The 26,105-nt window shown below is 40.5% G+C and carries 16 protein-coding genes; 5 read left to right on the top strand and 11 right to left on the bottom strand.

All coding sequences use genetic code 11. From position 1 onward, the window contains the following. Positions 1-3 precede the first annotated feature (3 nt). Positions 4-627, bottom strand: coding sequence for a response regulator (locus tag B3E00_RS16345; RefSeq protein ID WP_293888232.1), 624 nt, complete (start codon positions 625-627; stop codon positions 4-6). A gap of 12 nt (positions 628-639) precedes the next feature. Continuing rightward, a complete protein-coding gene (locus B3E00_RS16350) occupies positions 640-2,607 on the bottom strand; it encodes a sensor histidine kinase (protein ID WP_293881107.1) in 1,968 nt (655 codons plus the stop codon). 896 nt (positions 2,608-3,503) lie between these two features. Here B3E00_RS16350 and B3E00_RS16355 point away from each other — a divergent pair. Both B3E00_RS16355 and fabF read left to right on the top strand, forming a co-directional pair. After that, positions 3,504-4,097, top strand: a complete 594-nt coding sequence (locus B3E00_RS16355; RefSeq protein WP_209575824.1) for a TetR/AcrR family transcriptional regulator — start codon at positions 3,504-3,506, stop codon at positions 4,095-4,097. Positions 4,098-4,158: 61 nt separating this feature from the next. Next, the gene (gene fabF / locus B3E00_RS16360; RefSeq protein ID WP_209575826.1) at positions 4,159-5,397 is read left to right on the top strand and encodes a beta-ketoacyl-ACP synthase II; all 1,239 of its coding nucleotides are present in this window, start codon (positions 4,159-4,161) and stop codon (positions 5,395-5,397) included. An 835-nt stretch (positions 5,398-6,232) separates the two neighbouring features. On the opposite strand, the gene B3E00_RS16365 is transcribed toward fabF, so the two are convergent. From B3E00_RS16365 to B3E00_RS16375, 3 genes are all read right to left on the bottom strand, one after another. Continuing rightward, entirely contained in the window at positions 6,233-7,744 is a 1,512-nt protein-coding gene (locus tag B3E00_RS16365) for a SusD/RagB family nutrient-binding outer membrane lipoprotein (protein ID WP_293888229.1), read from the bottom strand. Positions 7,745-7,788: 44 nt separating this feature from the next. Beyond that, positions 7,789-11,028: a SusC/RagA family TonB-linked outer membrane protein gene (locus B3E00_RS16370; RefSeq protein ID WP_293888227.1), complete on the bottom strand. Its 3,240-nt coding sequence runs from the start codon at positions 11,026-11,028 to the stop codon at positions 7,789-7,791. A 590-nt stretch (positions 11,029-11,618) separates the two neighbouring features. Then, positions 11,619-12,503, bottom strand: a complete 885-nt coding sequence (locus B3E00_RS16375; RefSeq protein ID WP_293888225.1) for an AraC family transcriptional regulator — start codon at positions 12,501-12,503, stop codon at positions 11,619-11,621. A gap of 505 nt (positions 12,504-13,008) precedes the next feature. Between B3E00_RS16375 and B3E00_RS16380 the strand changes: the two genes are divergently transcribed. The 3 genes from B3E00_RS16380 to B3E00_RS16390 all read left to right on the top strand — a co-directional run bounded on the left by B3E00_RS16380 (position 13,009) and on the right by B3E00_RS16390 (position 18,347). After that, entirely contained in the window at positions 13,009-14,397 is a 1,389-nt protein-coding gene (locus B3E00_RS16380) for an aminopeptidase P family protein (protein ID WP_293888223.1), read from the top strand. A gap of 80 nt (positions 14,398-14,477) precedes the next feature. Beyond that, positions 14,478-16,652, top strand: coding sequence for a S9 family peptidase (locus B3E00_RS16385; RefSeq protein WP_293881116.1), 2,175 nt, complete (start codon positions 14,478-14,480; stop codon positions 16,650-16,652). 21 nt (positions 16,653-16,673) lie between these two features. Beyond that, the gene (locus B3E00_RS16390; protein WP_293888219.1) at positions 16,674-18,347 is read left to right on the top strand and encodes a M1 family metallopeptidase; all 1,674 of its coding nucleotides are present in this window, start codon (positions 16,674-16,676) and stop codon (positions 18,345-18,347) included. 130 nt (positions 18,348-18,477) lie between these two features. Here B3E00_RS16390 and B3E00_RS16395 read toward each other — a convergent pair whose 3' ends face one another. From B3E00_RS16395 to B3E00_RS16420, 6 genes are all read right to left on the bottom strand, one after another. Further along, the gene (locus B3E00_RS16395) at positions 18,478-18,795 is read right to left on the bottom strand and encodes a prolyl oligopeptidase family serine peptidase (RefSeq protein WP_293939331.1); all 318 of its coding nucleotides are present in this window, start codon (positions 18,793-18,795) and stop codon (positions 18,478-18,480) included. Continuing rightward, positions 18,788-20,575 (bottom strand): DPP IV N-terminal domain-containing protein, encoded by a 1,788-nt coding sequence (locus tag B3E00_RS16400; protein WP_293939332.1) that lies wholly within the window; start codon positions 20,573-20,575, stop codon positions 18,788-18,790. The genes B3E00_RS16395 and B3E00_RS16400 overlap by 8 nt, the downstream gene beginning before the upstream one ends. Then, entirely contained in the window at positions 20,562-21,986 is a 1,425-nt protein-coding gene (locus tag B3E00_RS16405; RefSeq protein WP_293881122.1) for an APC family permease, read from the bottom strand. Before B3E00_RS16405 ends, B3E00_RS16400 begins: the two co-directional genes overlap by 14 nt. Before the next feature lie 6 nt (positions 21,987-21,992). Beyond that, on the bottom strand, positions 21,993-23,765 hold the full coding sequence (locus B3E00_RS16410) for a DUF885 family protein (RefSeq protein WP_293888217.1): 1,773 nt from the start codon (positions 23,763-23,765) through the stop codon (positions 21,993-21,995). 31 nt (positions 23,766-23,796) lie between these two features. Beyond that, entirely contained in the window at positions 23,797-25,059 is a 1,263-nt protein-coding gene (locus B3E00_RS16415) for an NAD(P)/FAD-dependent oxidoreductase (RefSeq protein WP_293881126.1), read from the bottom strand. Between the two features lie 23 nt (positions 25,060-25,082). Further along, the gene (locus tag B3E00_RS16420; RefSeq protein WP_209575847.1) at positions 25,083-26,081 is read right to left on the bottom strand and encodes a 4-hydroxyproline epimerase; all 999 of its coding nucleotides are present in this window, start codon (positions 26,079-26,081) and stop codon (positions 25,083-25,085) included. Positions 26,082-26,105: the final 24 nt, after the last annotated feature.

Raw genomic sequence — 26,105 nt, forward strand, 5'->3', positions numbered from 1 at the left:
CGATTAAAGGTCCAATAACTTATGCTTCATTGCAAACTGTACAAGTTTAATCATATTTTTGACTTTGAATTTAGTCAGTAGATTACGCCGATGCGTTTCTACAGTAACTGGGCTTAAAAATAACTTTTCTGCGATCTGATTCGTTGTCAGTCCATTTGAAATCAAAATCAAAATCTCCTTTTCACGTTGTGTCAGCCTAGGAAGGCTTTTCATTGTGGCAACTGCGCCCGTGTATAGCTCTTTTGCACGATCACAAATTGATTCTTTGCCATCTATCCCCAGTTGTACGCAACCTAAAAATTCCTCGTTGGACACATCCTTTAAAATATAGCCATTTCCGCCGGCACGCATAAACTGAAAAATAAGATTGCCATCGGCTAAATTGCTCAAGGCGACTATAGGAACCAAAGGGAATTGCTTCCTGACCTGCCTACATACATCTACGCCGCTAATGTTGGAAAGCTGCATATCCATCAGAACCAAGTCAACTCTCGTTGTATCCAAAAATTCAATCATTGCCACCTCTTCCAAAAATGGATATACCCGATACCCGTCCTGATTATTGAGAAAAGAAACAACTCCTTCCAACAGTAAGGGATGATCATCTAACACCGCAATTATCTTCATGACTCAGCCAATTTAAACAGTTATAGCAATTTCGATTTGGGTTCCGGATCCAAGCTTGCTGTGAATGTCAATTGATCCGTTGATCCATTTAATCCTATTGACCATATTATTTAATCCCAATCCATAATTTAATACGGAGGAATCAAAGCCTTTACCATTATCCTCCACAAGTATATGTAATATTTCTTGCGATTTACTTACCTGAACAATAATCGTATCTGCATTTGCATACTTTAGTGCATTTGAAATCGCTTCTTGAACAATTTGATAGAGGGCCAATCCTTTTTGAAAATCGACATTCAATTCAGGTTCGTAATTCTCAAACTGAATGGAAACATGACTATTTTTCATTGCCAGACATAATTGCTCCAATGCTGCTATCAACCCAAACTGACGTAAAGATGCAGGCATTAGATTATGTGAGATCCGCCTTACTTCGCCCAAAATATCATTCAGCTTCTGCGGTATTTCGTCCGTCAAGATTGTACTCTTCGCTACGTCGCCCGCAATCTTAAATTTTAACCCTGTCAACATACCGCCTATGCTGTCGTGCAGATCCTGAGCAATGCGCTGCCGCTCCTGCTGCTCCCCCTTGAGCATAGATTCCGAAATTTGCAACTGCTTTTCCTTTTCCAATTTTTCCAATACTATGTCGTGGTTGAGCCGTATCTGTGTATTGAGCTTCCGCTGCTTTCTGTAAAAAAAAGCAGTAAATAGCACAATGAAGAAAAGCAAAATAGCAATACCCAAAACTAGAAAAACTCGAAATTGGTTCCGGTCCTTTTCTGCACGCAGATTCAGAATCTCCTTTTCCTTTTCAACGGTCTTATACTTGGTCTCCATCTCATTCATTTTTTCCAGCAGTTGGACCTGCAGAATGCTATCGGATAGCTTATTTGCGGTATTGGACATCTTCAGTGCATCCTGATAATTACCCATCAGCTCATTTACGGCTGCCAGTTGGCTATATACTATTTTGCTATTATAAAGATCTCGGGTCAATAGGCCATTTTTTACAATTTCCTCCAGCTGCAGTTTGGCATCGGCATACTTTTTCTGCAGGAGATACACATTAAACTTTCTGAACCGCATCATCTGGAATAATTTCCAATTGTTCATCTTGACCGACCAATCCAAACCGATATCCAATAACCTTAACGCCTCATCCGTTTGCTGCTTTGTCGTAAAGTAAAGAGCCTCGTTGTAATAGTAATTGGGCAGCTGAGAAGAATTTGGATACTCGTCCAATAGCTGCTTGGCTTTGTCCAATAAGATTTTTGCTTCTTTGGATTTTACCTGATAGCAATAATTGCTTACTGCGTTGAGGTAAGTTACTAAAAGTGCGGCACTCGGAGGTTGCTGCTCAAGCTGCTTAATCGCCAACTGATGGTATTCATCCGCTTTTGCAAGCTGATTGGACGACATAAAAGTCATACCGATCATCGTATTTATACTACCTTCCATAATAGGATCGTGCGCTTTAGCGTACGGTAAGCACTTCCCATTAAGAATATCCAAAAAGTCAGCAAATCCCTTTTTAGGAAATCGAATCAAGCCCAGATTGTACCATGCTCTAGCCAATAGCCCTTGTTGGAAAGGCTTTTGCGTATTGCCAAGCAGGTCGATACATTTCTGGACTTCAATGCTCGCGTTTTTACTATCCAGGAATTGCCCATAATAATAGCTTTTATATAATGCGCCCATGGCCTGTAAGGTCCTGAATGGCCTAGCCAACCGCTCACCCGCACGCATATGATTCCAAAATTTCGCCGTATCTCTAAATCGATAGTAATCTGCCAAATAAAAATGTTGCATTGCCTTCACACTATCATTGGACCTCGATAGCAATAACTTCTCCGCGTCAACTCGATATTTATTCTCATCCAATGGTAGGAAACTCTGTCCAGCTGCAGCATGTATAGTAAAGTATACTATAAAAAAGGCCATTATCTTCATTAACTCTTTCAACTGAAATATCATTAATCCAATATATTATATCATTTAAACAACTAAACTAAATCGGGCCTTTTCAGCCAATGGTTATATAATATGTAATACTGAATATCTTATGGTGGTTCAAGACTTCAATCTACTTCTATTAGCATGCTATTAGACTTCATCAATGTCGACAGCAGAAAATACATGCCGGAAAACCGCATAATCAAATGGCGGATCGCAAAAAAACAAAGATATATCTCCACAATGAATTGTTAAAGACATTCTTCTACTTTTTTGAAATTAATTGCCAACACAAGAATAGGCTAGTCTATTTAAAAACAGGCCAAAATATTTCAACTAAAAAAAACGCCTCCAGATAGCCCGAGAGGCGTTTTTAAAAGATATTAGCTGCTCTTTTTTGTCGCAATATCGATCAGCCAATCTAGCTTACACTGGTTGGTACGCCGAAGACAGCACATTTGGATTATCGGACTCAAAAAGCGCCGATTTAATCATACTTTACGTTTTAAAACTACATCCTGTCTTCACAAGGTATGCTAAGATTTCGAGATAGTCACGCTGAAATTGCGGTACAATTGTTACAATCGATTTAACATGTGCTTGGCGGGAATGCGTTAAATCTACTTTTTAGTGACCAGGAGTCTAAGATATATCAAAAATATGCCGAGGCAGTAAGGGATATCGACTCAATTGAAAAAAACTCAAGGTTATAGCAGCTAACAGGCTGAAGAATTTTCAACAACTGGTCGGTCCGGCCTATGTCATCAGCAGAACGGAATATATAATAGACAACGCTCCACGTTGTACGTATCGCATTATGGAAAAGAAATAAGGCTACCCTATCGAATTAATGCTAAGAAACTAGTAATATACCGATAAGTATTTTCTATCTTTGCACGCAAAGAATAGAATTCATCATGTCGAAAGCAGAACACACACGGCAATTTATTATTGAGAAAACTGCGCCCATCTTTAATAAAAAAGGTTACTTTGCGACTTCCCTATCAGATATCACAACAGCGACAGGCTTAACAAAAGGAAGTATTTATGGTAATTTTAAGGACAAAGACGATCTGGCCATACATGTTTATACTTATCAGAGCAAAAACATTTCCGATGCGGTTCATCAGCAGATTATTCAGCAAAAAACAGCGTTAAAGAAGCTTTTGTCTTTTTTTGATTTCTACAAAGAGAATTTTAAAGCTATCGCAGCCTCTGGCGGATGTCCAATGATGAACGCTGCTGTTGAAGCAGATGATTCACTGCCTTTTTTAACGCCAAAAGTGAAGCGTTCATTTGACCTTTGGCGCCAGCGTTTAATCTTGATTCTGGAGGAAGGAATAAAAAATGGAGAATTTAAGCAAGATGTTTCTGCTGAGGATTACGCCATTACGTTTATGGCGATGATCGAGGGCGGAATTTTGCTTTCAAAAATTACCGGAAGAGGAAAAGATTTAGCGATTGTCTTAGAAAAAATGAGAGAAATGGTCAACCGGGAAATCAAAAGTTAGTTTTTTTAAAAATTCAAATACCAATCGGTATATTATTACAAAAATATTAAAATAAAAAGAGATGAAAAGAGTTGTAGTTACCGGCATGGGAACCATAAATCCGCTGGGAGAAAACATTGATACATTCTGGAATAACATTTTGCGCGGTGAAAACCGCACAGCAGCGATTAGCCGTTTTGATGCATCCCTATTTCGAACACAGATTGCAAGTGAAATTAAGCAATTTCAGCCCGAAAAATACTTAGATAGAAATGAAATCAAAAGGAGTGATCTTTTCACGCAATATGCGTTATACAGTGCAGCTCAAGCACTAGAAGATTCGGGACTAGTACCTGAAAGCATGGATCCCTTTGACATCGGTGTCATTTGGGGTGTTGGTCAGGGTGGAATGGAAACTTTCGAAAAAGAGGTAGAAGGTTACGTAACGGGAGATTACAAACCGCGATTCAGTCCATTTTTCGTTCCGCGCCTCATCGTGAATATGGCTTCTGGAATGATATCGATGAAATATGGTTTAAAAGGAATCAACTACACAACAGTATCGGCGTGCGCAACATCCAATACTGCTTTTATGGATGCCTTCAATTACATTCGATTAGGGAAAGCAAAAGTTTTTATCAGTGGCGGCTCCGAGGCTCCCATCACACCCGCTTCCGTTGGAGGCTTTTCTGCCATGAAGGCCATGTCGAGCCGGCATGATAGCCCACAGACTGCAAGCAGACCATTTGACCGCGATCGCGACGGCTTTGTCATGGGAGAAGGTGCCGGTGCGCTTATCCTCGAAGAGTACGAACATGCAAAGCAAAGAGGCGCAAAAATTTATGCAGAACTTGTAGGAGCTTCAATGACTGCGGACGCTTACCATATGACTTCTCCCCACCCCGAAGGAATAGCTGCTGCAAAAGCCATGTCTCTAGCGTTGGAGGAAGCCAAAATTAACATCAGCGAGCTCGACTATTTAAATCTCCACGCTACTTCAACTCCGGTTGGAGATATCGCTGAACTAAAAGCGATGCAACGCGCTTTTGGCAACTCCAACAATTTATGGGTCAGTTCTACCAAGTCAATGACAGGACATTTACTTGGTGCGGCGGGGGCTATCGAAGCAATCATTGCCGTAAAATCTATCAACAACAATGTTATCCCCGCAACGATAAACATCGAAAATATAGATCCGGAGATTCCGGAAGGGGTAAATATTGTGATCAATCAGCCACTGGAAAAAACCGTGACTGCAGCAATGAGCAATGCATTTGGGTTTGGAGGACACAATTCGAGTATAGTTTTCAAAAAGATTTAATTTTTTTGAAATAATTCTTGACAAAGTGTATTAAACACACTATCTTTGTACTATCATAATTTAGGTTTATAATTGGTTATTTAAGGTTTTCATTCTCCCCGTTTGAAAACCTTTTTTTATGCCTATTTTTTTGTCCAATGCTATTTGTAGATCTACTTTTTGCGGACACTATACTCCCCTCAATCAATCCCACCATTATTTAGATGAGCTTGTTATCGCTTTCTCACAGGCTATGAGAACAGCAGGCGGGATCGCATACTTGGTTTGATAATGAATACTGCCTTTTTAATCGTTGACGCAATCACTTGCTGATCATAATTTAAGCTAGCTGCAAAAATAAATACAAAAGCATTACCAAATTATAGCTAATCACAATTTTCAATCAATATTTAGACAGTTATCGGTCACTGATTATTCAGTCCTGACTGACGAATCACTGAGCAAGCACTGAACGAGCACTGAACAAGTAGTGTCAAAAGGTACAATTTGGTCACCTTTTGGTCCCAATGTGTTGCCGCTCCGAATCAAAGGGAAATTTAATTGAAGCGTTCAAATAAAACTGTTTATACAAGACAGAAAATGCAAATGGAAATATGAAATTGCACGACCTTATCGGACTAGAATCTACAAAGGGGATTCTCCAACATATTCCCAGACAACCGGATGGTAGAAATACAGTTAGTCTAAAATTACAATCACTTGGATTTGTAGATGCATTCGACTTAAAAAAATCTATAGAAGCAATGATTAATTCTTTAAGACAGGATAAAAATTTATGAAAAAAAATAGCGAGACAACCGAAGTTGCCTCGCTAGGTAATAATAAACATATGAAATTAAAATTTTCCTGTCCGTTTATCCCACCACATCTGTTCACCCCAGACATTGTCAATTACTTGGGCCGCCGCGGCATCAGTATTCGCTTTGTTGTATAAATATTCGTTATTGGGGTACGGTAATCGCCATGGTTGATCATTGTGCTTCTTCCCAAAAATAGAATTCAACGAAGGATAATTTGTTGTAGGAACTCCAGTTCTGCGGTATAAACTCCATGCTTCAAAATTTTCCTTAAACAGCGCTACCCACATATCCCACCAAATACGTTCTTTTGTATTATTCCATCGCCCCGCCCCCTCTAAATATGCATTTGTAGCTTCCGTAGAAATACCATTATCTTCCATGGATAGATTTACTGCTTTTTCATAGGCTGTCTGTGCAGATATCCCCACATTATACCCTAGCATTGCTGCCTCAGCCAAAATATAGTAAGTTTCACAAGATTTAAAAAATGGTGTTGCACCAGCTGCATTGGTTATATAGCGATCACCTATCCAAGAAACCGATGTTAGGCTCGAAGGACCTTGCTTTGCTCCATTAGGATAGCCGCGATATTCTCCGTCATTTGCTTTTAAAGCAACCGTAGCAATACGAGGATCCTTAGTATCGATTAAATGATCTATAAAAATATCAGAAAGCGCCCAATTATTTCTTCTATTCCCTATCATCCCGGAATTATACCATGGTTCATAATATGGTGGAGCTCCAGGATAAGTCAAAGCACAATTTTCACTATTGTCCTCCAAGACTGGATATTTCCCTTTATTCCCTGCAATTTCTTCTATAGTTGATTTTGCTAAATCCGATGCAACCCCAGAAATGCGTAACGCTAAACGGAGTCTCAAGGAATTACAAAACTTCCGCCACTTCAGCATCTCTGCTGACAAAGATTCTTGATCGTCGCCCATATAATAGATTGCATCAGCTTTTCCCAGTGCATCGTCTCCATAGCCTTCCGCCATTTCATCAGCAATCTCTTTTAAACTTTTTAATATTGCTGGATAAATATCCTCCTGCTTATCATATTTTGCTCTTAAAACACCGCCTTGAGCTTCAGTACCTTGAAAAGCCTCTGTGAATGGTACATTTCTCCATCCATCTGTTAAATAGGACCACATATAATTTTGCCAGATTCGTGCAATAAGGCGAACATTTTTATAGCCTGCGGCAGTCGTTTCGGTATACTCAAGCATATCTTTTAGCTGCGTATTATTATAATAACACGCATACCAACGATTGCCATAAGTGTTATTTGTAGGCACCAATCCTGACATAAAGTCCATATATTGAATCTTAACAATATAGCCTGCGAAGGTACCATAACCATCAACATCCCCACCAAACTGTTCTCCGGTATTGCGGAGTACATTAACCAAAGTATTTGTGGGCGGGCTGTATGGCAGTGCGTCCGGGTTTGTATTTATTTCTTCGAAATTCTTCGTACATCCCGAAATTAACAGGAGAGATAACGCCGAAGCAGCTAATCCTGTTTTCCTAATAATCTTATTCATACTCATTGTATTTGTTGAGAATATAAAAAACTCTTGAAGTCTAATTAAAAAGTAATACCTAGTTTTAATCCTATACTGCGCGAACTTGGCACTGATGCTTGCTCAAAACCAACACCTCTACTATCACTTGATACACCGCTAGTTTCTGGATCAATCCGCATTGTATTTGATTTATCCACCCATAATAATGCTAGATTGGATCCTATCAATGACACATTCGCACGTTTGATCCCCTTAATCTTACCATAAACATGCTGCGGGATTGTATAAGTAATATATCCTTCACGCAATTTCAAGAAAGACCCGTCAAATACATACATTTCCGCTATTCCTCCTGATTCATACCAATCTTGTGTATTTACAGCAATAGTATTTTCTACCCAACCTCCTTTCCCGTCGGGCATAACGAATCGTTCGTTTTTCATAACATCTTTCCCTGCAATAATAGTACGCTCACGAACGCCATTCTCAGCAGTGATAGCTGCAATTCCCGAAGCATAAGCATGATTCATCGTTTGTGACCAAATATCCCCACCCTTTCTAAAGTCTAACATGAAACCAACTGTAAAATCCTTATATTTAAATTCATTTCTTAAACTCATCAAATAGTTGGGCGTAACATGTCCAATAACCTGAGTAGATTTTGTGTTATCTACAAATCCTTCTTCGGTAACTTTAATAGCACCTTTCATTGGACCATCCTCGACACGATTATACCCAGGGCCAACTAATGCTCCCCACGATTCACCCACCTTAGCCATATTGGCAATTCCCCATGTCCAACCAATTTGGTAGGTATCCAAATTTAATTGAGGGTACAATTCTAATATCTTATTTTTATCTTTTGCAAAATTGAACGATGCCGTCCAATTTACTCCTGTCTCACTTTTTAAGATATCACCACGTAACTGGATTTCCACCCCCTTACTTTCAATATTCCCTGCATTCAAAACCATACTACTAAATCCGACAACATTAGAGGTTGTCACCGGTAGGATTTGTTTTTTTGCATTTTTGTGATAATAAGTAAAGTCAGCGTGTAAACGGTCCTTAAATAAGCCAATTTCGGTACCGACTTCCCAAGTACGTATACTTTCTGGCTCTAAATCAGGATTTGGATAAGTCATACCCTTATAGATTTGAGCAACCCCATTAAATGAGCTGTTTTGCGCGTAATAATATCGTTTATTTCTGTACGCTGAGGTTGCATTGCCAATTTCAGCTAAGTTGAAGCGCAACTTCCAAAAGGAAAGTATATCTCCTTTCAGACCTTCAAAAGTCGTTGTAGGAAGCCAACTTAGGTTGAAAGATGGATAGAAAAAAGACTTAGTTATCGTAGACGACCAATCATTTCTTGCCGTCACATCTACGTATATCTGATCTTTCCAGCCTATTGAAGCCAAACCATAAATAGAATTCGATCGAATATGACTATGGTCCATTAAGTTGACCGCATCTCCTACCCGATTAGAAATCGTATAAATCCCTGGCACAGTTAAGGCGTCTGCACCCACAGTACTGTTTTCATTCTGTGCATCTCTATAATTTGCACCCGCGCTTGCAAGTAAATTGAAATCACCGAGTTGTTTATTAAACGTAGCAATAAAATCTAAATTCAACTCTGTATTATTTGTTTTAAGATCTCGAAAACTTCCGTTTGGATTATCATAATTGAAATAATTTGATTGAAACATCTTCGAATTGTAATAATCCAACCCTACGCGTCCCTCAAATTTTAAGAACGTATAGGGTTGGTAATATAAGGACGACTTTCCAAAAACGCGATTTTTATTCAATGAATTTGTTGTCTTGTTCATTGTGAAATACGGATTCACGTGATAAGATGAATTCCAGTTGTAAAAGTCATAATTACCAGCGGCATCCTTCTGATCCCAATTGTCTTTTAAACTTTGCATATTTACCTGTCGACCAAACCAAATAAAACCATTGATCGGATTGGCGCCGTCATACCCTTGCATAATCAAATTATCACTTTGTGTCCTCGAATAGTTAGCCATCACATCATAGGATATTTTATCTGATAATTGATAAAAATTATTGAGTTGCATGGAGTACTTAGTCTGATCCGTGTTAGGTACAGTTCCAGTTTGATTTCTATAGGATAATGCCGCTCTAGTAGAAGACTTATCCCCTTTTGATATTAATGAGAGATTATGATTTTGCGAATGTCCCAATTGAAAAAAATCTCGCACATTGTCTTTATGTGAAATCCAAGGAGTCGCTTGTCTAACCCCATTTACCACAGGGCTATCAAATTGCCGCAGATTCAAGCCTATATCCAAACGAGGTCCCCACGATTCATCAAAACCATCATTTACACCTTCATCTGATTCACCCGTACCATCGACATAATTAAAAGATTTTTGTTCCGCATACTGCTGATAAGTCAATCCTTTTCCATTCAGATTATAATGATACTCGTCTCCTCGTGATCCCTGGCCATATAAGTTTTGGAATTTTGGCAAGGTCGCAACTTGATCCACGGTAAAGTTTCCGTCGTAGGCCAAACTCACTCCGTTTTTTGCCTTTTTACCAGATTTTGTCGTGATTTCAATAACTCCTCTTCCTGCACGCATACCATATAATGCAGCTGAACCACCTTTTAAAATGCGAATATCTTCAATATCCTCCGGGTTGATATCATTTAAACCAGATCCATAATCAACTCCTCCATAGGTATTGTCTCCCGAACGTTGTGTATTATTGCTAATAGGAACTCCATCCACAACAATCAACGGCTGTTGATCTGCCTGCAGAGAAGAGTTTCCTCTCAACGAAATCCGCGCAGATGCCCCTACTGCTCCCCCAAATTGATTGACTTGCACCCCCGCAACTTTTCCCGATAAAGAACTCGTTACACTCAATTGCCCAGCGTCGGTCAAGTCTTTGGCTTTTACTTCTTGAATTGCGTATCCTAGCGATTTTTTATCTCTGCTAATTCCCATCGCTGTCACGATCACCTCATCCAAGCTCCGTTCATCAGATCGTAATGTAATCTGAATTGTACTCTGATTGGTTAAGTTCACTTCCTTACGACCATAACCGATAGCCGAAACGCTTAAAGTCCCTGCCTGCTTGTAGTTGATCGTAAACTCGCCGTTTTGCCCTGTTTGTGTCGCTGTTCCATCCCTCAGTGTCAGTGTAACTCCGGGTATAGGCTTTCCGTCTTGGTCGACCACCTTCCCTTTTAAAACTGTTTGCGCATATACCGCCGAGCTTACCAAAACGGTAGCGGCTAGCATAGCAATGCTTTTTCTGTTCATAAGTTTAGTTTCAGATGTTAGTTTTTAGTGTTTTTATAACAACTAAGTTAGGGGTACTTAGCTTGCATTGATAACCGAATTTTGATCATTAATACCCGATTTTTAACCTAAAGTGTTAAATAAACAACATAATAGCAGCAGAAAAACTTCACACCACCTATATTCCTCAAGAAAAATACGTCAAAACACACTAAATACCCTTTTTTGATTAAAAAAAACTACCAAAAAAGCAAAAAATCAATCAACGCATCGACATAACATCTATTTAACACCTTATTTTTCAAAAAAACCAATAAAAAAAATGATTGATGTGTTTTTTTTGATAATGAAAAAAAAAGATGATTTTTTTTCCTCAAAAAAAATAGGGATGAAGAATAGGTTCTACTATCGGATTTGGTAAGCTATATCCGTTTCTTTAGGGAAAAAGACAGATAAATATAAAAGCAAAAATCTCATTAAAAAGAATTTTAACATTACAATTTAACGAGATTTTATTACCGCTGAATTTTAATAGCTATATAATCACAGCGAGCCAATAAAAGAATATTTAATGGCTTAAAGTATCCTTCATACTGTATTCCCGATTAGCATTAGATCACAGAATAGAGCGTTTGTTTGTACTGCTGCACATACTCTTTTGGATTGCAGCCGACGATTTGTTTAAATACGCGATTAAAGTTGGTAATGCTATTGAAGCCACAGTTGTAGGCAATAAAAGAAACACTGTCCAAGTGGTCTTCGTTTAACTGATTACATACTTCTTTGACTCTTATGCGATTAAGATAAGTCACAAAAGTAACCCCGCAATGCTTTTTAAAATAGCGACAAAAAGCTTGTGGCGTAAGATTGGCGTGATCAGCAACTTCTTCCAACGTCAGTTCGTCTCTATAGTGTTCCCTGATATAGTTGCAGATAAAATTAATACGATTTGATCCATGTATTGTTTCCAAGCCTACTTCCACGCGCTCGTTACAAAGCGCATCGGCGCCCCTAGAAATATTTGCTAGCGTTCTCAATAGATAAAAAAAATGCATCAACTTGTCCATCTGATCCGCAGATTTCAACTGACAAACCCTTTGTGATATCTGGTCAAAATAAGTCTCGGGAACTTTAAATCCTCTGGAGTTACTATAGATAAATTGATTCAGCGATTCAAATTCGTCCAGGGAAAACAGAGATTTAAGCTTTCCGTTTGGATCGAAAAAAATGGAAACAGAGCGAGATTCATTTGAAAAACCGTCCTGAGAGGCCGATTTAAACACATGCGGTTGGTTTGCCCCCAAAAAGAAAATATCATTTTCCTTAAAGGGGTGTAAGGTATCTTCAACAATCAAAACTCCTTTGCCTTTTTTTATCCACATTAATTGAGCTTCTTGATGTCGATGAAAATGGGGGTAGAAATTTTCCAAAACATCTTCTTGAATAGTAAGGCTCTGGCCTCGCATGGTAGGAACATTAAATTGGAGCGTTTTCATAGGTATGTTTAGTTTATGTTACTGTTTAGTTAACATAAATATAACAACTCCAAAGCAACAACAATCTATTTAGTTTGTTCATAAAATTACAATACTAAAATATGTTTAGAATCCGACAATATTTAATAATCCTTTAACAATTCTTCTAAGGAAAGGTATAATTGGTATTAAAAACGCTTTAATATTAAAAAAATGGGTTAAAATACAATTAGACTTTGATAAATTGTGATAATTATAATTCAACAGAAAGATAGAACTTTATTAAATTTCGTTTTCGATTCTTCATAGTGTATAAAAATGAATCTTATTCGTTTGTAACAACAGCAAAAATTGCACTATCAAAGATAAACCTCTTAAATAAATCGTTTTGAAGCGCTTAAATTTTACGATATTCGTGTTAGACAATGTACATCTAAGGGGCAAGCCAATTGCAAAACAAAATATAACAAAAAATCTATGGCTTTAACAAAATAAAAAGCATTACATTCTAAAATTTCCAAAATTTATGTTCAAAAAAGAAATATATCTTCATCGCCGAAATAAGCTTTTATCATCGCTCAGTTCTGGCAAAATTCTTTTGTTAGGCAACATTGAAAACCCGATTAATTTTGAGCACAACACCTATCCATTTCGTCAAGACAGCAGCTTTTTATATTACATAGGAATAAAAAGTCCAGGTTTGGCTGCTGTATTGGATATTGAAAAAAATGAGACTATACTATTTGGTGACGAAATGACGATCGACGATATTGTATGGATGGGTCAGCAGCAAACTTTAGCGGAAAAGGCAGAACTTTCGGGTATAAGTGCGGTACTTCCTTTCAATCAACTCTTCGACTATCTTAACAAGAAAACGCAAGCAGAAATTCACTACCTTCCGCCTTATCAATCGCACAACAAATTATTACTTCAACAAATAACTGGCCGTTCTGTAAGTCAGTTAGAACCCTCGGTCGCTTTAATTAAAGCCGTGGTTGCTCAACGAAGCGTCAAATCGGAAGAGGAGATCGCGGAACTAGAAAAGGCGGTAGATATCGCTGTTGATATGCATCGCATAGCTATGCGAATGACAAAACCTGGTTGTTATGAATATCAGATCAGCAATGCTATGCAACATTTTGCGCAAGATCAGGGAACCCCATTCTCCTATCCTCCGATAGTTACAAAACGGGGTGAAATCCTGCATAACCATATGCAATTTCACCAACTTTGTGAAGGTGATATTCTCCTTAATGATTCGGGCGTGGAAACCGCTATGGGATATGCTTCTGATCTAACCAGAACATTTCCCGTAGGAAAACGATTTACAGCGTTGCAAGAAGAAATTTATCAGATTGTTCTACATGCTTTTAAATCTGCTGAACAGCTGCTGACATCCGGAATACGTTTTAAAGAAATACATTTAAAAGCCTGTGAAGCGCTTGTAGACGGACTAATACAAACAGGATTTATGAAAGGTAACGCGCAAGATGCGGTCATGAATCACGCGCATGCACTTTTCTTTCAATGTGGACTCGGGCACATGCTCGGTCTTGATGTCCATGATATGGAAGATCTTGGTGAACAATATGTAGGCTATACCGAAGCTGAGCCAAAAGATACCAAGACTTTCGGTATCAAATCACTCCGACTAGGGAAGGAACTAGAAGCTGGCAATGTACTAACTGTTGAGCCTGGAATCTATATTATCCCTGAATTAACGCAGCTTTGGGAACAGCAAAATTTACACAAGGACTTTATTAATTATGATTTCTTAAAAAAGCACCTCAATTTCGGAGGGGTTCGTATCGAAGACAATTATCTTATTGAAAAAGATGGATATCGCCGTTTAGGGAAATATCTTGAACGTGAAATACACGAAATATATCAGCTTAAAGACAACCCAATTAATTAAAAAACAGATAACGAACATAGCAATAAACCCGAAAAGTGAACTTTGATCACTTTAGGGCCAACGCTCAAATAGATAAACAAATGAACAGCATTAAACAGTCGATCTTTATTATTTTAATACTGATTTTTCAGGTTCCAGCCTCCATTTTTGCGCAACGACTATGGACAGATCAAGGTGATCAGTATTATGAATTTTCTGATAAGGGAATAGAAATGGTCAACCCTAAAAATGGGATGAGATCCATCTTTCTTTCACAGCAATCGCTTATTCCAAAAGGGACAACAACAGCACTAAAGGTTGAGAATTTTTCGATTTCCAAAAACAAGGAGCTTATTTTACTGTATACCAATAGCAAGAGAGTCTGGCGCGAGAATACAAGAGGTGATTATTGGGTCTATAATAAAAAGTCCAGTCAGTTACAGCAGCTAGGCAAACAATTCCCGGCTTCGCAACTGATGTTTGCGAAGTTTAACCCGCAAGCAGATAAAGTAGCTTACGTCAATAAAGCCGATCATAATGTTTACGTGGAAGATCTTGCGAATGGCCGCATCGTTGCCGTTACGAAAGATGGAACAGACCGTCTAATCAACGGTACTTTCGACTGGGTATACGAGGAAGAATTTGGCTGCAAAGATGGTTTCCGCTGGTCTCCGGACGGTACTTCTATTGCTTATTGGAAGCTTGATGCCCGCAACATCCGTAATTTTTTGATGATCAACAATACGGATAGCCTCTATTCCTATACCATCCCTGTGGAGTATCCTAAAGTTGGACAGCCACCGAGTGCCTGTTCGATATGGACCTATGAAATCGCCACGGGAAAAAGTACGATGCTGAATATTCCGGGAGATCCCATCCAACACTATATTCCCCGCATGGAATGGTGTCTTGATAGCAAACAGGTCATCGTAGAGCAGCTCAATAGAAAACAAAATGAGAGCAAGATCTATACTGTCGCCCTCTCCGACAATAAAGCGCAAAACATACATCAGGAGCAAAGTGACTCGTGGATTGATATCAAATCACGATGGAACAACAACGATCCTTCTGGATGGGACTGGGTTCAAGGCGGAAAGGCCTTCATCTGGGTGTCTGAAAAGGACGGCTGGCGCAAAATTTACCAGATTGATCTCGCAGGCAATGAGAAACTGGTTATGAAAGCAGATTATGATCTGATCAATATCGACTTTTTCGACACGAAAAATGAAACTATTTATTTTACCGCTTCTCCAAATAATGCAACGCAAAAATATCTGTATAGTGTATCTACGAAAGGCGGCGTTCCTAAGAGACTAACACCGGCGTCATACGAAGGAACCTGCGATTATGATATTTCAAAAGACGGTAAGCTAGCAATCTTCAGCTTTAGTAACCGGGCAACATTAAAACACAATGCCGTTATCGAATTACCTACACATAAAACGCTTGTAGATTTTGAATTTAAACGCGAGAAGAAGGCCAATGATGGTATTGCTGAGTTTTTTAAGGTAAAAACAACCGACGGTGTCGAATTGGACGGATGGATGGTAAAACCCTTGGATTTCGACCCCAACAAAAAATATCCAGTCGTATTTATGGTCTATGGCGAACCTGCATCACAGACGGTAATAGACAACTTTAGTGCGGGTTACAACAGTCTATATAAAGGGAATATGGCACAGGACGGCTACATTTACATTTCTTTGGATAATCGTGGAACTCCTGCTCCTAAAGGCAGCTTGTGGCGGAAAAGCATCTATCGGAACATCGGTCAGCTCAACATCCGCGACCAGGCCCTAGCAGCTCAAGAAATACTGAAATGGTCTTTTGTAGACAGCTCTCGTACTGCAGTTTGGGGATGGAGCGGTGGCGGATCAAGCACACTTAACCTACTGGGACAATATCCTCAAATCTATAAAACAGGTATCGCCATTGCAGCAGTAGCGAATCAGTTACTTTACGACAATGTATACCAAGAACGCTACATGGGTCTTCCCCAAGAAAATCTTGCCGACTTTGAAAACGGTTCTCCACTGAAATATGCAAAAAATATCAAAGGTAATTTACTCTATATCCATGGAACCGGGGATGACAATGTGCATTATCAAAATGCTGAAGTCCTCATCAATGAATTGGTTAAAAATAACGTGCAGTTCCAGTTGATGTCCTACCCCAACCGTAGCCATTCGATTAGTGAGGGACAGGGTACACATGAGCATTTAAGAACATTATTTACAAACTATCTCAGGTTACATTGTCCTCCGGGAGGAAGATAGATCGAATAGCCATTATTTACAATGAAAAAAATACTATTATATGCATTGGGAACCTGCAGTCTACTGACCGCAGGTATACAACAATCAGCAGCGCAGCTGATGAAAGAAAAAAATGAATTTACCAGGGCTGATTCACTGCGCGGATATCTGTCACCGCTGCGAACCTGCTACGATATCCAATATTATCATTTGGATGTGAAGGTAGACATAGACAATAAATTTATTTCGGGTTCAAATCTTTTCCGTTTCAAGGCCAAGACTGATTTTAATCGCCTGCAATTTGATCTTTTTGCAAATCTTAAAGTAGACAAAGTCGTTTACAAAGGAAAGAAACTTTCCTTTACTCGAGAACATAATGCTGTCTTTGTCGAATTTCCAACGGCTATCAAGAAAGGAGCGCAGGAAGAATTTACGGTTTATTACGAAGGCAATCCTACAGAAGCGGTTAAAGCTCCCTGGGACGGCGGCTTTGACTGGAAGAAAGATAGTAACGGCAAACCCTGGGTGGCCACAGCCTGCCAGGGTATGGGTGCGAGCGTTTGGTGGCCAAATAAAGACCATCAATCCGATGAAGTGGATAGTATGCTGATTTCCATCGCTGTCCCAAAAGAGGTGATGAATGTATCCAATGGACGTTTGGTTAAGGTTGAAAAGATGAAGGATGGTTACACCAAATACCACTGGAAAGTTGCCAATCCAATCAACAACTACAATGTCGCCATCAACATCGGCGACTACGTGCATTTTAAGGAAAAATATAAAGGGGAAAAAGGGCCATTGGATATAGACTACTATATTTTGCGCGAAAACGATACGGCAGAAAAAAAAGCCCATCTTCAAAAAAATGCTAACCAGACTTTAGAAGCTTTTGAACATTGGTTTGGCCCATATCCATTCTATGAAGATGGTTATAAACTTGTTGAAACCTATCACACAGGAATGGAACACCAAAGTGCAATCGCCTACGGAAACCATTATCAAAATGGCTATCGTGGCAGGGATGCTTCGGAAACCGGATGGGGACATAAATGGGATTTTATTGTCGTCCACGAATCTGGGCACGAATGGTTCGGAAACAATATTACGTCAGCCGACTTGGCCGATATGTGGATCCATGAAAGCTTCACCAATTATTCCGAAGGCTTATTTATCGACTATTTCTATGGCAAAGAAGCCAGTCAGGCTTATGCCCATGGTATCCGAAGTGGAATCCAAAATGATAACCCTATCCAGGGTCCCTACCATGTCAATAAAGAAGGTTCTGGGGATATGTATCCCAAAGGTGGCGTCATGCTCAACATGATCCGTACGATGATTGACAATGATGAAAAGTGGCGGAATATCCTACGGGGATTAAACAGTAAGTTTTATCATCAGCAAGTCGATTATCATGATATTGTCAACTATGTAAGCCAGCAGTCTGGATTAGACCTGTTAAAAGTATTTGAACAGTATGTACAGCATACCGCCATTCCTACACTGGAAATCAAACAAGATCCTTCAGGGAGAGTCTTGGGCCGCTGGATCAGTGAAGTCAAAGGCTTTCATATGCCGATACATATTGGACTAAAAGGTCAAAAAAGGGAACTTATCCAATTGGACCAGCATTTTAGACCAATTACAATAAAGGGATTGACCAAAGAGAATATCGATGTTGATACGTTCAATTATTATGTCGGACTATTGGTGGAATAGAGACGGCGACAACGTTAAAAACATCGCAAATTAAACAGCCCCCAGAAGTTTAGTGCTTCCTGGGGGCTGTCTCATTCAACGTATTAATTTGTTAAAGACAAATTGACTGCGCTGTGTCACATCGAAAGAATCAATACTGATTCCAGGCGGGCGGATCTACGCCAAGAAGGTGCTTTACAAAATAGTCTCTTCTTTTTCGTTCACCATAATCTCCTCCAGAAGAATGCCCCATTCCAGGCACCATGATAAAATCATGATTCTTACGCGCTTTGATTAAGGCATCAACTAATTGGAAGGTGGAAGAGGGATCCACATTATCGTCCAGCTCCCCAACAATCAATAAAAGATTTCCTTCCAGCTTAGCTGCATTTTCAATATTGGAGCTCGCCGAATATTCAGGACCTACTGGCCAACCCATCCATTGCTCGTTCCACCATATTTTATCCATTCGNNTTTGAAGCAGCCTGCATCCAGGCAATTCGATCCGCAAAGCCCGCATCTTTCAGATTTTTCCAACAGACATCATGGAATGCTTTTGAACGGTTTGACGTACCCATCCCGTCGATCTGTACCACAATAAAGCCCAATTCAGCGAGTTCGTACATCCCACTCGGGTTGCTGTAGAATGATTTGGGCACAAAAGAACTATGCGGTCCCGCATAAATGTATTCGATGACAGGATAGCTTTTAGCGGGATCAAAATTCGTCGGTCGAATAATAATCCCCCAGATATCTGTTGCGCCATCACGCCCCTTGGCTTTAAAAACCTCCGGTGCACGCCATCCAACAGTTTCTAGCAAACTACTGTTTGTTTTCTCCAGTTCCATGATAAGATGACCATCTTTGTCGCGCAATACTGAAATTGGCGGCTGATCAACCCGGGAATATGTATCGATAAATTGCGAATAGTCTTTATTGAAAAAAGCTTGATGATTCGCATTTTCTTCGGTCAGCAGTTTTAAGCCCTTGCCATCCAAACCGATGGTATAGTAGTGGATCAAATAAGGATCCTCTCCGGCATTCATACCGCTGCCTTCAAAAATAACTGTTCGTTTATCAGCGTCAACATGCACAACTTTCCGAACAACCCAGTTTCCTTTGGTTATCTGGTTCTTTACTTTTCCGGTAATTCCATCATACAGATACAAGTGGTTCCATCCATCCCGCTCAGAGGCCCATACGATTTCCTTGCCGTCGGATATATCTTCTCTAAATTTCTTGCCGCTATAATCAATAAATGTCTTATTCTGTTCACGGATCAAATAACTGGATGTACCGCTGTTCGCATCCATCTGCATAAGGCCATAAACTTGATGCCCCCGTTTGTTATACTCAAAGGTAAATGCTCTGCTATCATCGCGCCAAGCTAGATCCGAAAGGGAAAATTGATTCGGTATGAGCGCGGCATCAAACACGGACAGCCGGTCTTTTTCAAGATCATATAAGATGGGTAGTTTCTGTGCCAGCTCATCTCCGGGCTTAACGTAATCGCGTGTCTGAATTTTGGGCTGCAGCTGATCTTTAGGGGATGATTCGATTAGCGTCAGTTGTCTGATCTCTATTTTTTGAGTTTTTACTGTAGCGAGCTTACGGCTATCTGGCGCCCATTGAATATCATTGCTATAATAATTTGCCGGATTGCCATCAAACGTAATTTGTCGCGCCTCGTTTACACTTCCCTTTTTTGCCAGGAATACATTGTTATTGCGAATAAATGCGACATGCACTTTGTCTGGAGATTCGACTTCCCTGTAGGCATTTCCCTGTTCACGCTGACCCCAATACCGCGTATTTCGATCTCTACTTCCACTTGCCGCCCCTTGGCTCAATTGCGAAGAACGACGGTTCCAGATCCATAAATAGCCCGCAATATCGAGCGACACTTGATCCTGATCCATCAGTTTTATCTGTTCATTGGAAATAAAACGGCTTTCAACTTTTCGTCCTAGTTTTTCTTCCACTAACGAAAATACCTTCGTCAGATCAAACAGCTGTTCTTTTGTTTTTGCCTGGGGATTGACCAGCATATACTCTTTCCCCTGCACCGTATTTCGATCATACCAAAACAGGTCACCCTTTTCACTCCAATAAAACTGGCCCGGCAGATTGTCAATTTTGTTGGTCAATTGTTTTTTTAAGTTTTGTGCACGTGTATAGTCTGCCAAAGTTCCTTGACCAAACAGAAACTGTGCAGACAACAACAAAACCGCTGTACTAAGAAATTTCATGCTTTCTTCGTTTAGGATTGATTAAATAATAGATAGGAATACCCAATAATGCGATTATAATACCCGGCCAGGTATAATTTGGCTTGAAAATTACCATTAGGCCGATAAAAGCAAGTCCCATCAGAATATAAAGTATGGGAAGAAAAGGATAGCCAAATGCTTTATAAGGCCTGTTCAAATCTGGCCGTGTAATGCGGAGACGAATAATGCCCGCAATCGCAAGCACATAAAATATAACGACCACACAGGTAATCATATCCAATAGATCACCATATTTACCACTTAAGCACCATATTGATGCAGCAAGACATTGTATCCAGAGGGCCCATGCAGGTACCGCATGCGCATTGAGCTTACCCGCCCTTTTAAAAAACAAACCATCTTTCGCCATCGAATAATACACCCTCGCTCCTGCCAGAATAATTCCATTATTACAGCCAAAGGTGCTAATCATGATCATTATGGCTATAATAGTAATCCCAAAAGGACCAAAAACCTCTTGGGCTACACTCATGGCTACACGATCTTTTGGCGCATTGACCATTTCTTCTAAGGGCAATATGCCGGTGTACATCAGATTAGTCAGGAGATAAATTACGGTAACGAGTAAAGTACCTAATGCTAAACTCAAACCAATATTACGCTGTGGATTCTTAATTTCACCAGCTACTGCGGAAGAGGAGTGCCACGAATCGCTACTGAAAAGGGCACCGACCATAGCCGCAGAAAAAGCCCCCATTGCTGAAAATCCATCATAAGATGTGTACGTTCCATCCGTATTTAAGCGGCGCATCGACCAAAGTGATATATTGTCCCAGTTCCAAGACCAAACTTCATGTTTCAATGCGAGGAAGCCAAAGAGCAGTAAGAGCAACAGACTCCCGATCTTGATTAATGTGATGGAGGTTTGTACACGCTTTCCGCTATTCACGCCCCTTGAATTAATATAGGTCAGCACAACGATGATGGCAATCGCCAATAGCTGCGCTGCTGATACCCGATAATCAGACCATTCAAGCAAATAAACATCTTCATCCATAAAAGGGAAGAGATAGGCTGTAAATTTTGCAAAAGCAACCCCCACAGCGGCTATAGTCGCGGTTTGTATAACTGCAAAAAAGGTCCATCCAAATACAAAACTCAATACGGGTCCATAGGCCTCCCGAAGATAGATGTACTGCCCTCCTGCCTTTGGAAACATCGCACTTAATTCGCCATAACTCAAGGCTGCAGTCAATGTCATAAAACCGCATATCAACCATACCACCATCATCCAGCCCGCGGAACCGGTGTTACGTGCAATATCGGCTGATACAATAAAAATCCCCGAACCGATCATACTCCCAACGACCAGCATAGTGGCATCCAGTAACCCGAGCGACTTTTGAAAAGTTTGTTTAGACTCACTCATAAAAACCTAGTTATTAAAATGGTAAAACTTCCAGTTTGTCTCGTGATCGGGCTTTAACTTCTCTCCCTTGATAATCGCTCTCAACATTTCCATCGGCAGATAATTTTCTTTGATCACGCGGTCATGGAATGCAGCATATGACATTTTCCCTTGATCTACTACCTCCTCTTTGATGCGCATCAACTGCAAGCCACCTACGAGATAGGCCAACTGATACAGTGGATCATAAGAGCCTTCAAAGGATCTCTTCACTTCACCGTGCGCATTAGCCGACTCAAATCCCACGCGGTTTACCAGATAATCGATGCATTGTTGCGGCGTCCACTCCCCCAAATGAAATTTGATACTAAAGGTTATTCGTGCACAACGGTGCATGCGCCAAAATAACATTCCGATTCGCTCCTCTGGCGTTTTTGCAAACCCCTTGCTATACAGCAGCAACTCCCAGTACAATGTCCATCCCTCCGTCCAGAACGGCGTGTTAAATGCCTCTTCGCGATAAGGTTTGTACCGTCGATTCATAAAATATTGCAGATGATGACCGGGAATTAACTCATGCTGAACTGTACCGCGGGAAAAATAAGGATTATTGCCGCGCATGCTCATCAATTTTGCCTGCTGATCCATGGTATTTGTCGGATAGGATATGCTAATTTCCCGCCCGCCTGTAAAAAAGGGGTTGACCCGCTGCCGTTCAGGTGTCATCATGATCATACCCCAGGTCTCGTCTGCCAGCTCGGGAATATCCATGAGTTTATTTTGTTCGATAAATTGCTGTGCATCATTATACAATTTCATAATGAGCTCGGGCTGTTCCCCAATGGGTACATAGGAGTTTTTAACCTTTTCCTGCGCTGCCCGCCAGTCATCCCCAAAGCCCATTTCACGGCTTGCTTTCAATAACTCCGCTTCACACCATTTAAACTCTTGATCAGCCAATTTTAAAAGGTCAGTAGCGGTATAACTGATCATTTCAGCTTTGAGCCTTCGGTTTATATCCTTTTCGCCAATTGGCACACCCGCAATCTGGCTACCATCATCAAACACTTTCCGGTCGCTTTTTGCACCTAATTTTTCCTTGTAGTCTGACAACTTGTTTTTCACCTGTTGAAAGATGGCGGGTACCCACCACGTAAATTCGGGGTCGTAACCATTGTAAAAATCGAAGGTGCTCGTGATCCTTAAATCCAACGAATTTAATAAGGCGGTTAAAAAGTTCACATCGGCATCAGGAATTTTGGTTTTTCCCTGCAATGCAGCGATTGATTGATCTATTTCTCCCACAACGAGCGTCAGTTCTTTCGCGACATCTTCTCCCGCGAGACGCTTCCCCCTACGACGTTCCTTTTCAAGTGTAAATATTCGCTGTGCAAAAGGTAAATACATGGCTAACCGCTTGTAATTCGACTCATCTTCTTCCAATGAAAGGAGATCACTTTTTAGTTTGCGCTTGAGTAAGATAAAATCTACCTGTCCCGATGTCTCGAGTTCTTCATAGGGAAACTTGTCCAGTTTGTTCAAATATTCGTTATCCAAACGTTGGAGACGTGCCAACTGTTCGGGCGAAGCGGCAGCCTGTTGATTGCCCCAGCCTTTGGGCATAGGGCCATAAAAATAATTTATCGCCTCAACATCATGCTTGTATTGCACAATAAAAGGTTCTATAGGGGTTGTATGGTCGTATAATTTCATCTTCTGTGCATGCATGGAGATGGGGAATAGAAAGAGTAGCCCATAAAACAATGTTTTGGGAGCTTTAAAAGAAAAAGAACGATTCATAATTTGGGTGTTGGTTTATATCCTAATTTTATCAGTCAAAACGATCAGGCCTAAAACCAGCGATTTCAGCCTCGATTTTCTGTCCTGCCAATAAATCTGCAACAACTTTCCCATAGGCAGGTCCCAAGCTCAACCCCATCATTCCACCCCCGCCCGCAATTAGGACATTATCAAATTTCTTCAATCTGCCCAGATAGGGCAATCCATCAGGCGAGCATGGTCTGTAACCATACCATATTTTTTCGCTTGGGTAATCTACCTTCAATTCGGGATAATATTTAGGAATAGATTCTACAATTCCGCGGACACGGTTTTCATAAATCCGATCATTTGCAGGCCCCAACTCCATCGTACCACTGAATCTGATCTGGCCATTCATAGGCGTTACAGCAACACGAGCCTCCAGTAATAATGCCGCATGATTCAATGTGTTCTCTTTCTCGGGCTGATACATAAATGAGTATCCTTTTCCAGGCATAAGCGGTGTATTTATGTGCAACTTTGAGGTCAGCTGCGGCAAATAAGCACCACCGGTCAATACAAAAGCATCTGCTTGAAAACTTCCCTTATCACTGATTGCCTCTTTAATCTTATTTCCGGACGTAACAAACTTATGGACTTCAGTTTTTTCAAAAAAAGCTACGCCAGCGGCTTTCAGGTAGTGAATCAATTGCTGCATTAACTTGGAAGGATATAGTTTTCCATCACATCGATAAAGTATGGCGCCTAATACATCCAGTTTCAGATTGGGTTCCAGTTCTTGAACAGCATTCCCTTCCAGAATATCGACGTCCAGTCCGAGATCCTGCGCACGATGGGCCAGCTCAATCTCTTCATGCTGCATTTCCTTTGATTTATACATCATCAGTATACCGTTCTGCTTCAGTTCAAAATCAAAGCCATCTTCCACAGCCAATTCATTGTACAGCCTGCTGCTATATAAGTTCAGATCGCGAATAGCAGATGCATGTTGGTCTACATGGGCGCGATTGGCATGTTTTAGAAACTTTAGTCCCCAATTGACCAACCGAGGGTTTAGCGAAGGCCGTACATAGAAAGGGCTTTTGCTATTGAACATCCACTTTATCCCTTGTGCTACTATACCTGGGGCTGCCAAGGGAGTAAAGTGACTCGGAACGATCATACCAGCATTACCGTAAGAACAGTTATTATCCAAAGTGTTTTTTTCCAGTATTTTCACTTCCCACCCGTCTCTCACAAGGTAATAGGCCGAAGCAAGTCCGGCAATTCCAGCGCCAATTACGACAACTGTACCTCTATTGTTTTCTTTCACGTTGCTATTGTCTTATTAAATTACTAAATCACCTGAAAACCTCCAAAATAAGGATCTTCATCATCTAAAAAAATGGTATTATACCCTGTTATCCGCGCCCAGCCTTCTATGGAGGGTACAATAGCCGGCCGACCATCCACGGTTGTCTCAGCTTCGATTTTACCGGTGAATTGCGAACCTATATAGCTTTCATGTATAAATTCGGTTCCTTTTTTGAGTTTTCCCTTTGCATACCATTGTGCCATACGCGCAGAAGTACCTGTTCCACATGGAGAGCGATCTAGGGCATTATCTCCAACCAATACGGCATTACGTCCGGATGAATTGGAAAGCTTTGGATTGCCGGTCCATTGGATGTGTGTCAACCCATGGATATTGGCATCTTCGGGATGTACGAAGGAATATTTTTCGTTTAGCAACTGGCGGATTATCTTACCATAATGGATCAATTGGCTCGCCGAATAGGAGCTAATATCATCAAAATTAGCCTGCGGATCGATAATACCGTAGAAATTCCCACCGTAGGCCACATCAACGCTAATTGCACCCAGATCCGGGCAATCGACCGTTAGGCCTTCAGCATATAAAAATGATTTTACATTTGTAAGCTTGACACTTTTTACTTTGGGTCCTTCCTGCACATAGTCAATATGTACAAGTCCAGCCGGAGTTTCCAACCTCAATTTTCCGGGAACCTTAGGTTGAACGAGTCCTTCCTCAATGGCAATCGTAACGGTACCTATCGTTCCATGTCCACACATGGGAAGGCAGCCACTCGTCTCAATGTAAAGAACACCAATGTCGTTTTGAGGATCGAATGGTGGATAGAGCATACTTCCGCTCATCATGTCGTGTCCGCGTGGTTCAAACATCAATCCCATACGGATCCAATCGTAGTCACGTATAAAATGTAATCTGCGCTCCATCATGGAATTTCCCGCTAATAACGGGGCTCCCCCGGCGACCAATCGCACGGGACAACCACAGGTATGCGAATCAATACAAAAAAAAGTTTTCTTCATTTCTGATTCTTTGTTGTTGATATG

The sequence above is a fragment of the Sphingobacterium sp. UBA5996 genome, from assembly GCF_002429765.1.
Classification (GTDB): Bacteria; Bacteroidota; Bacteroidia; order Sphingobacteriales; family Sphingobacteriaceae; genus Sphingobacterium.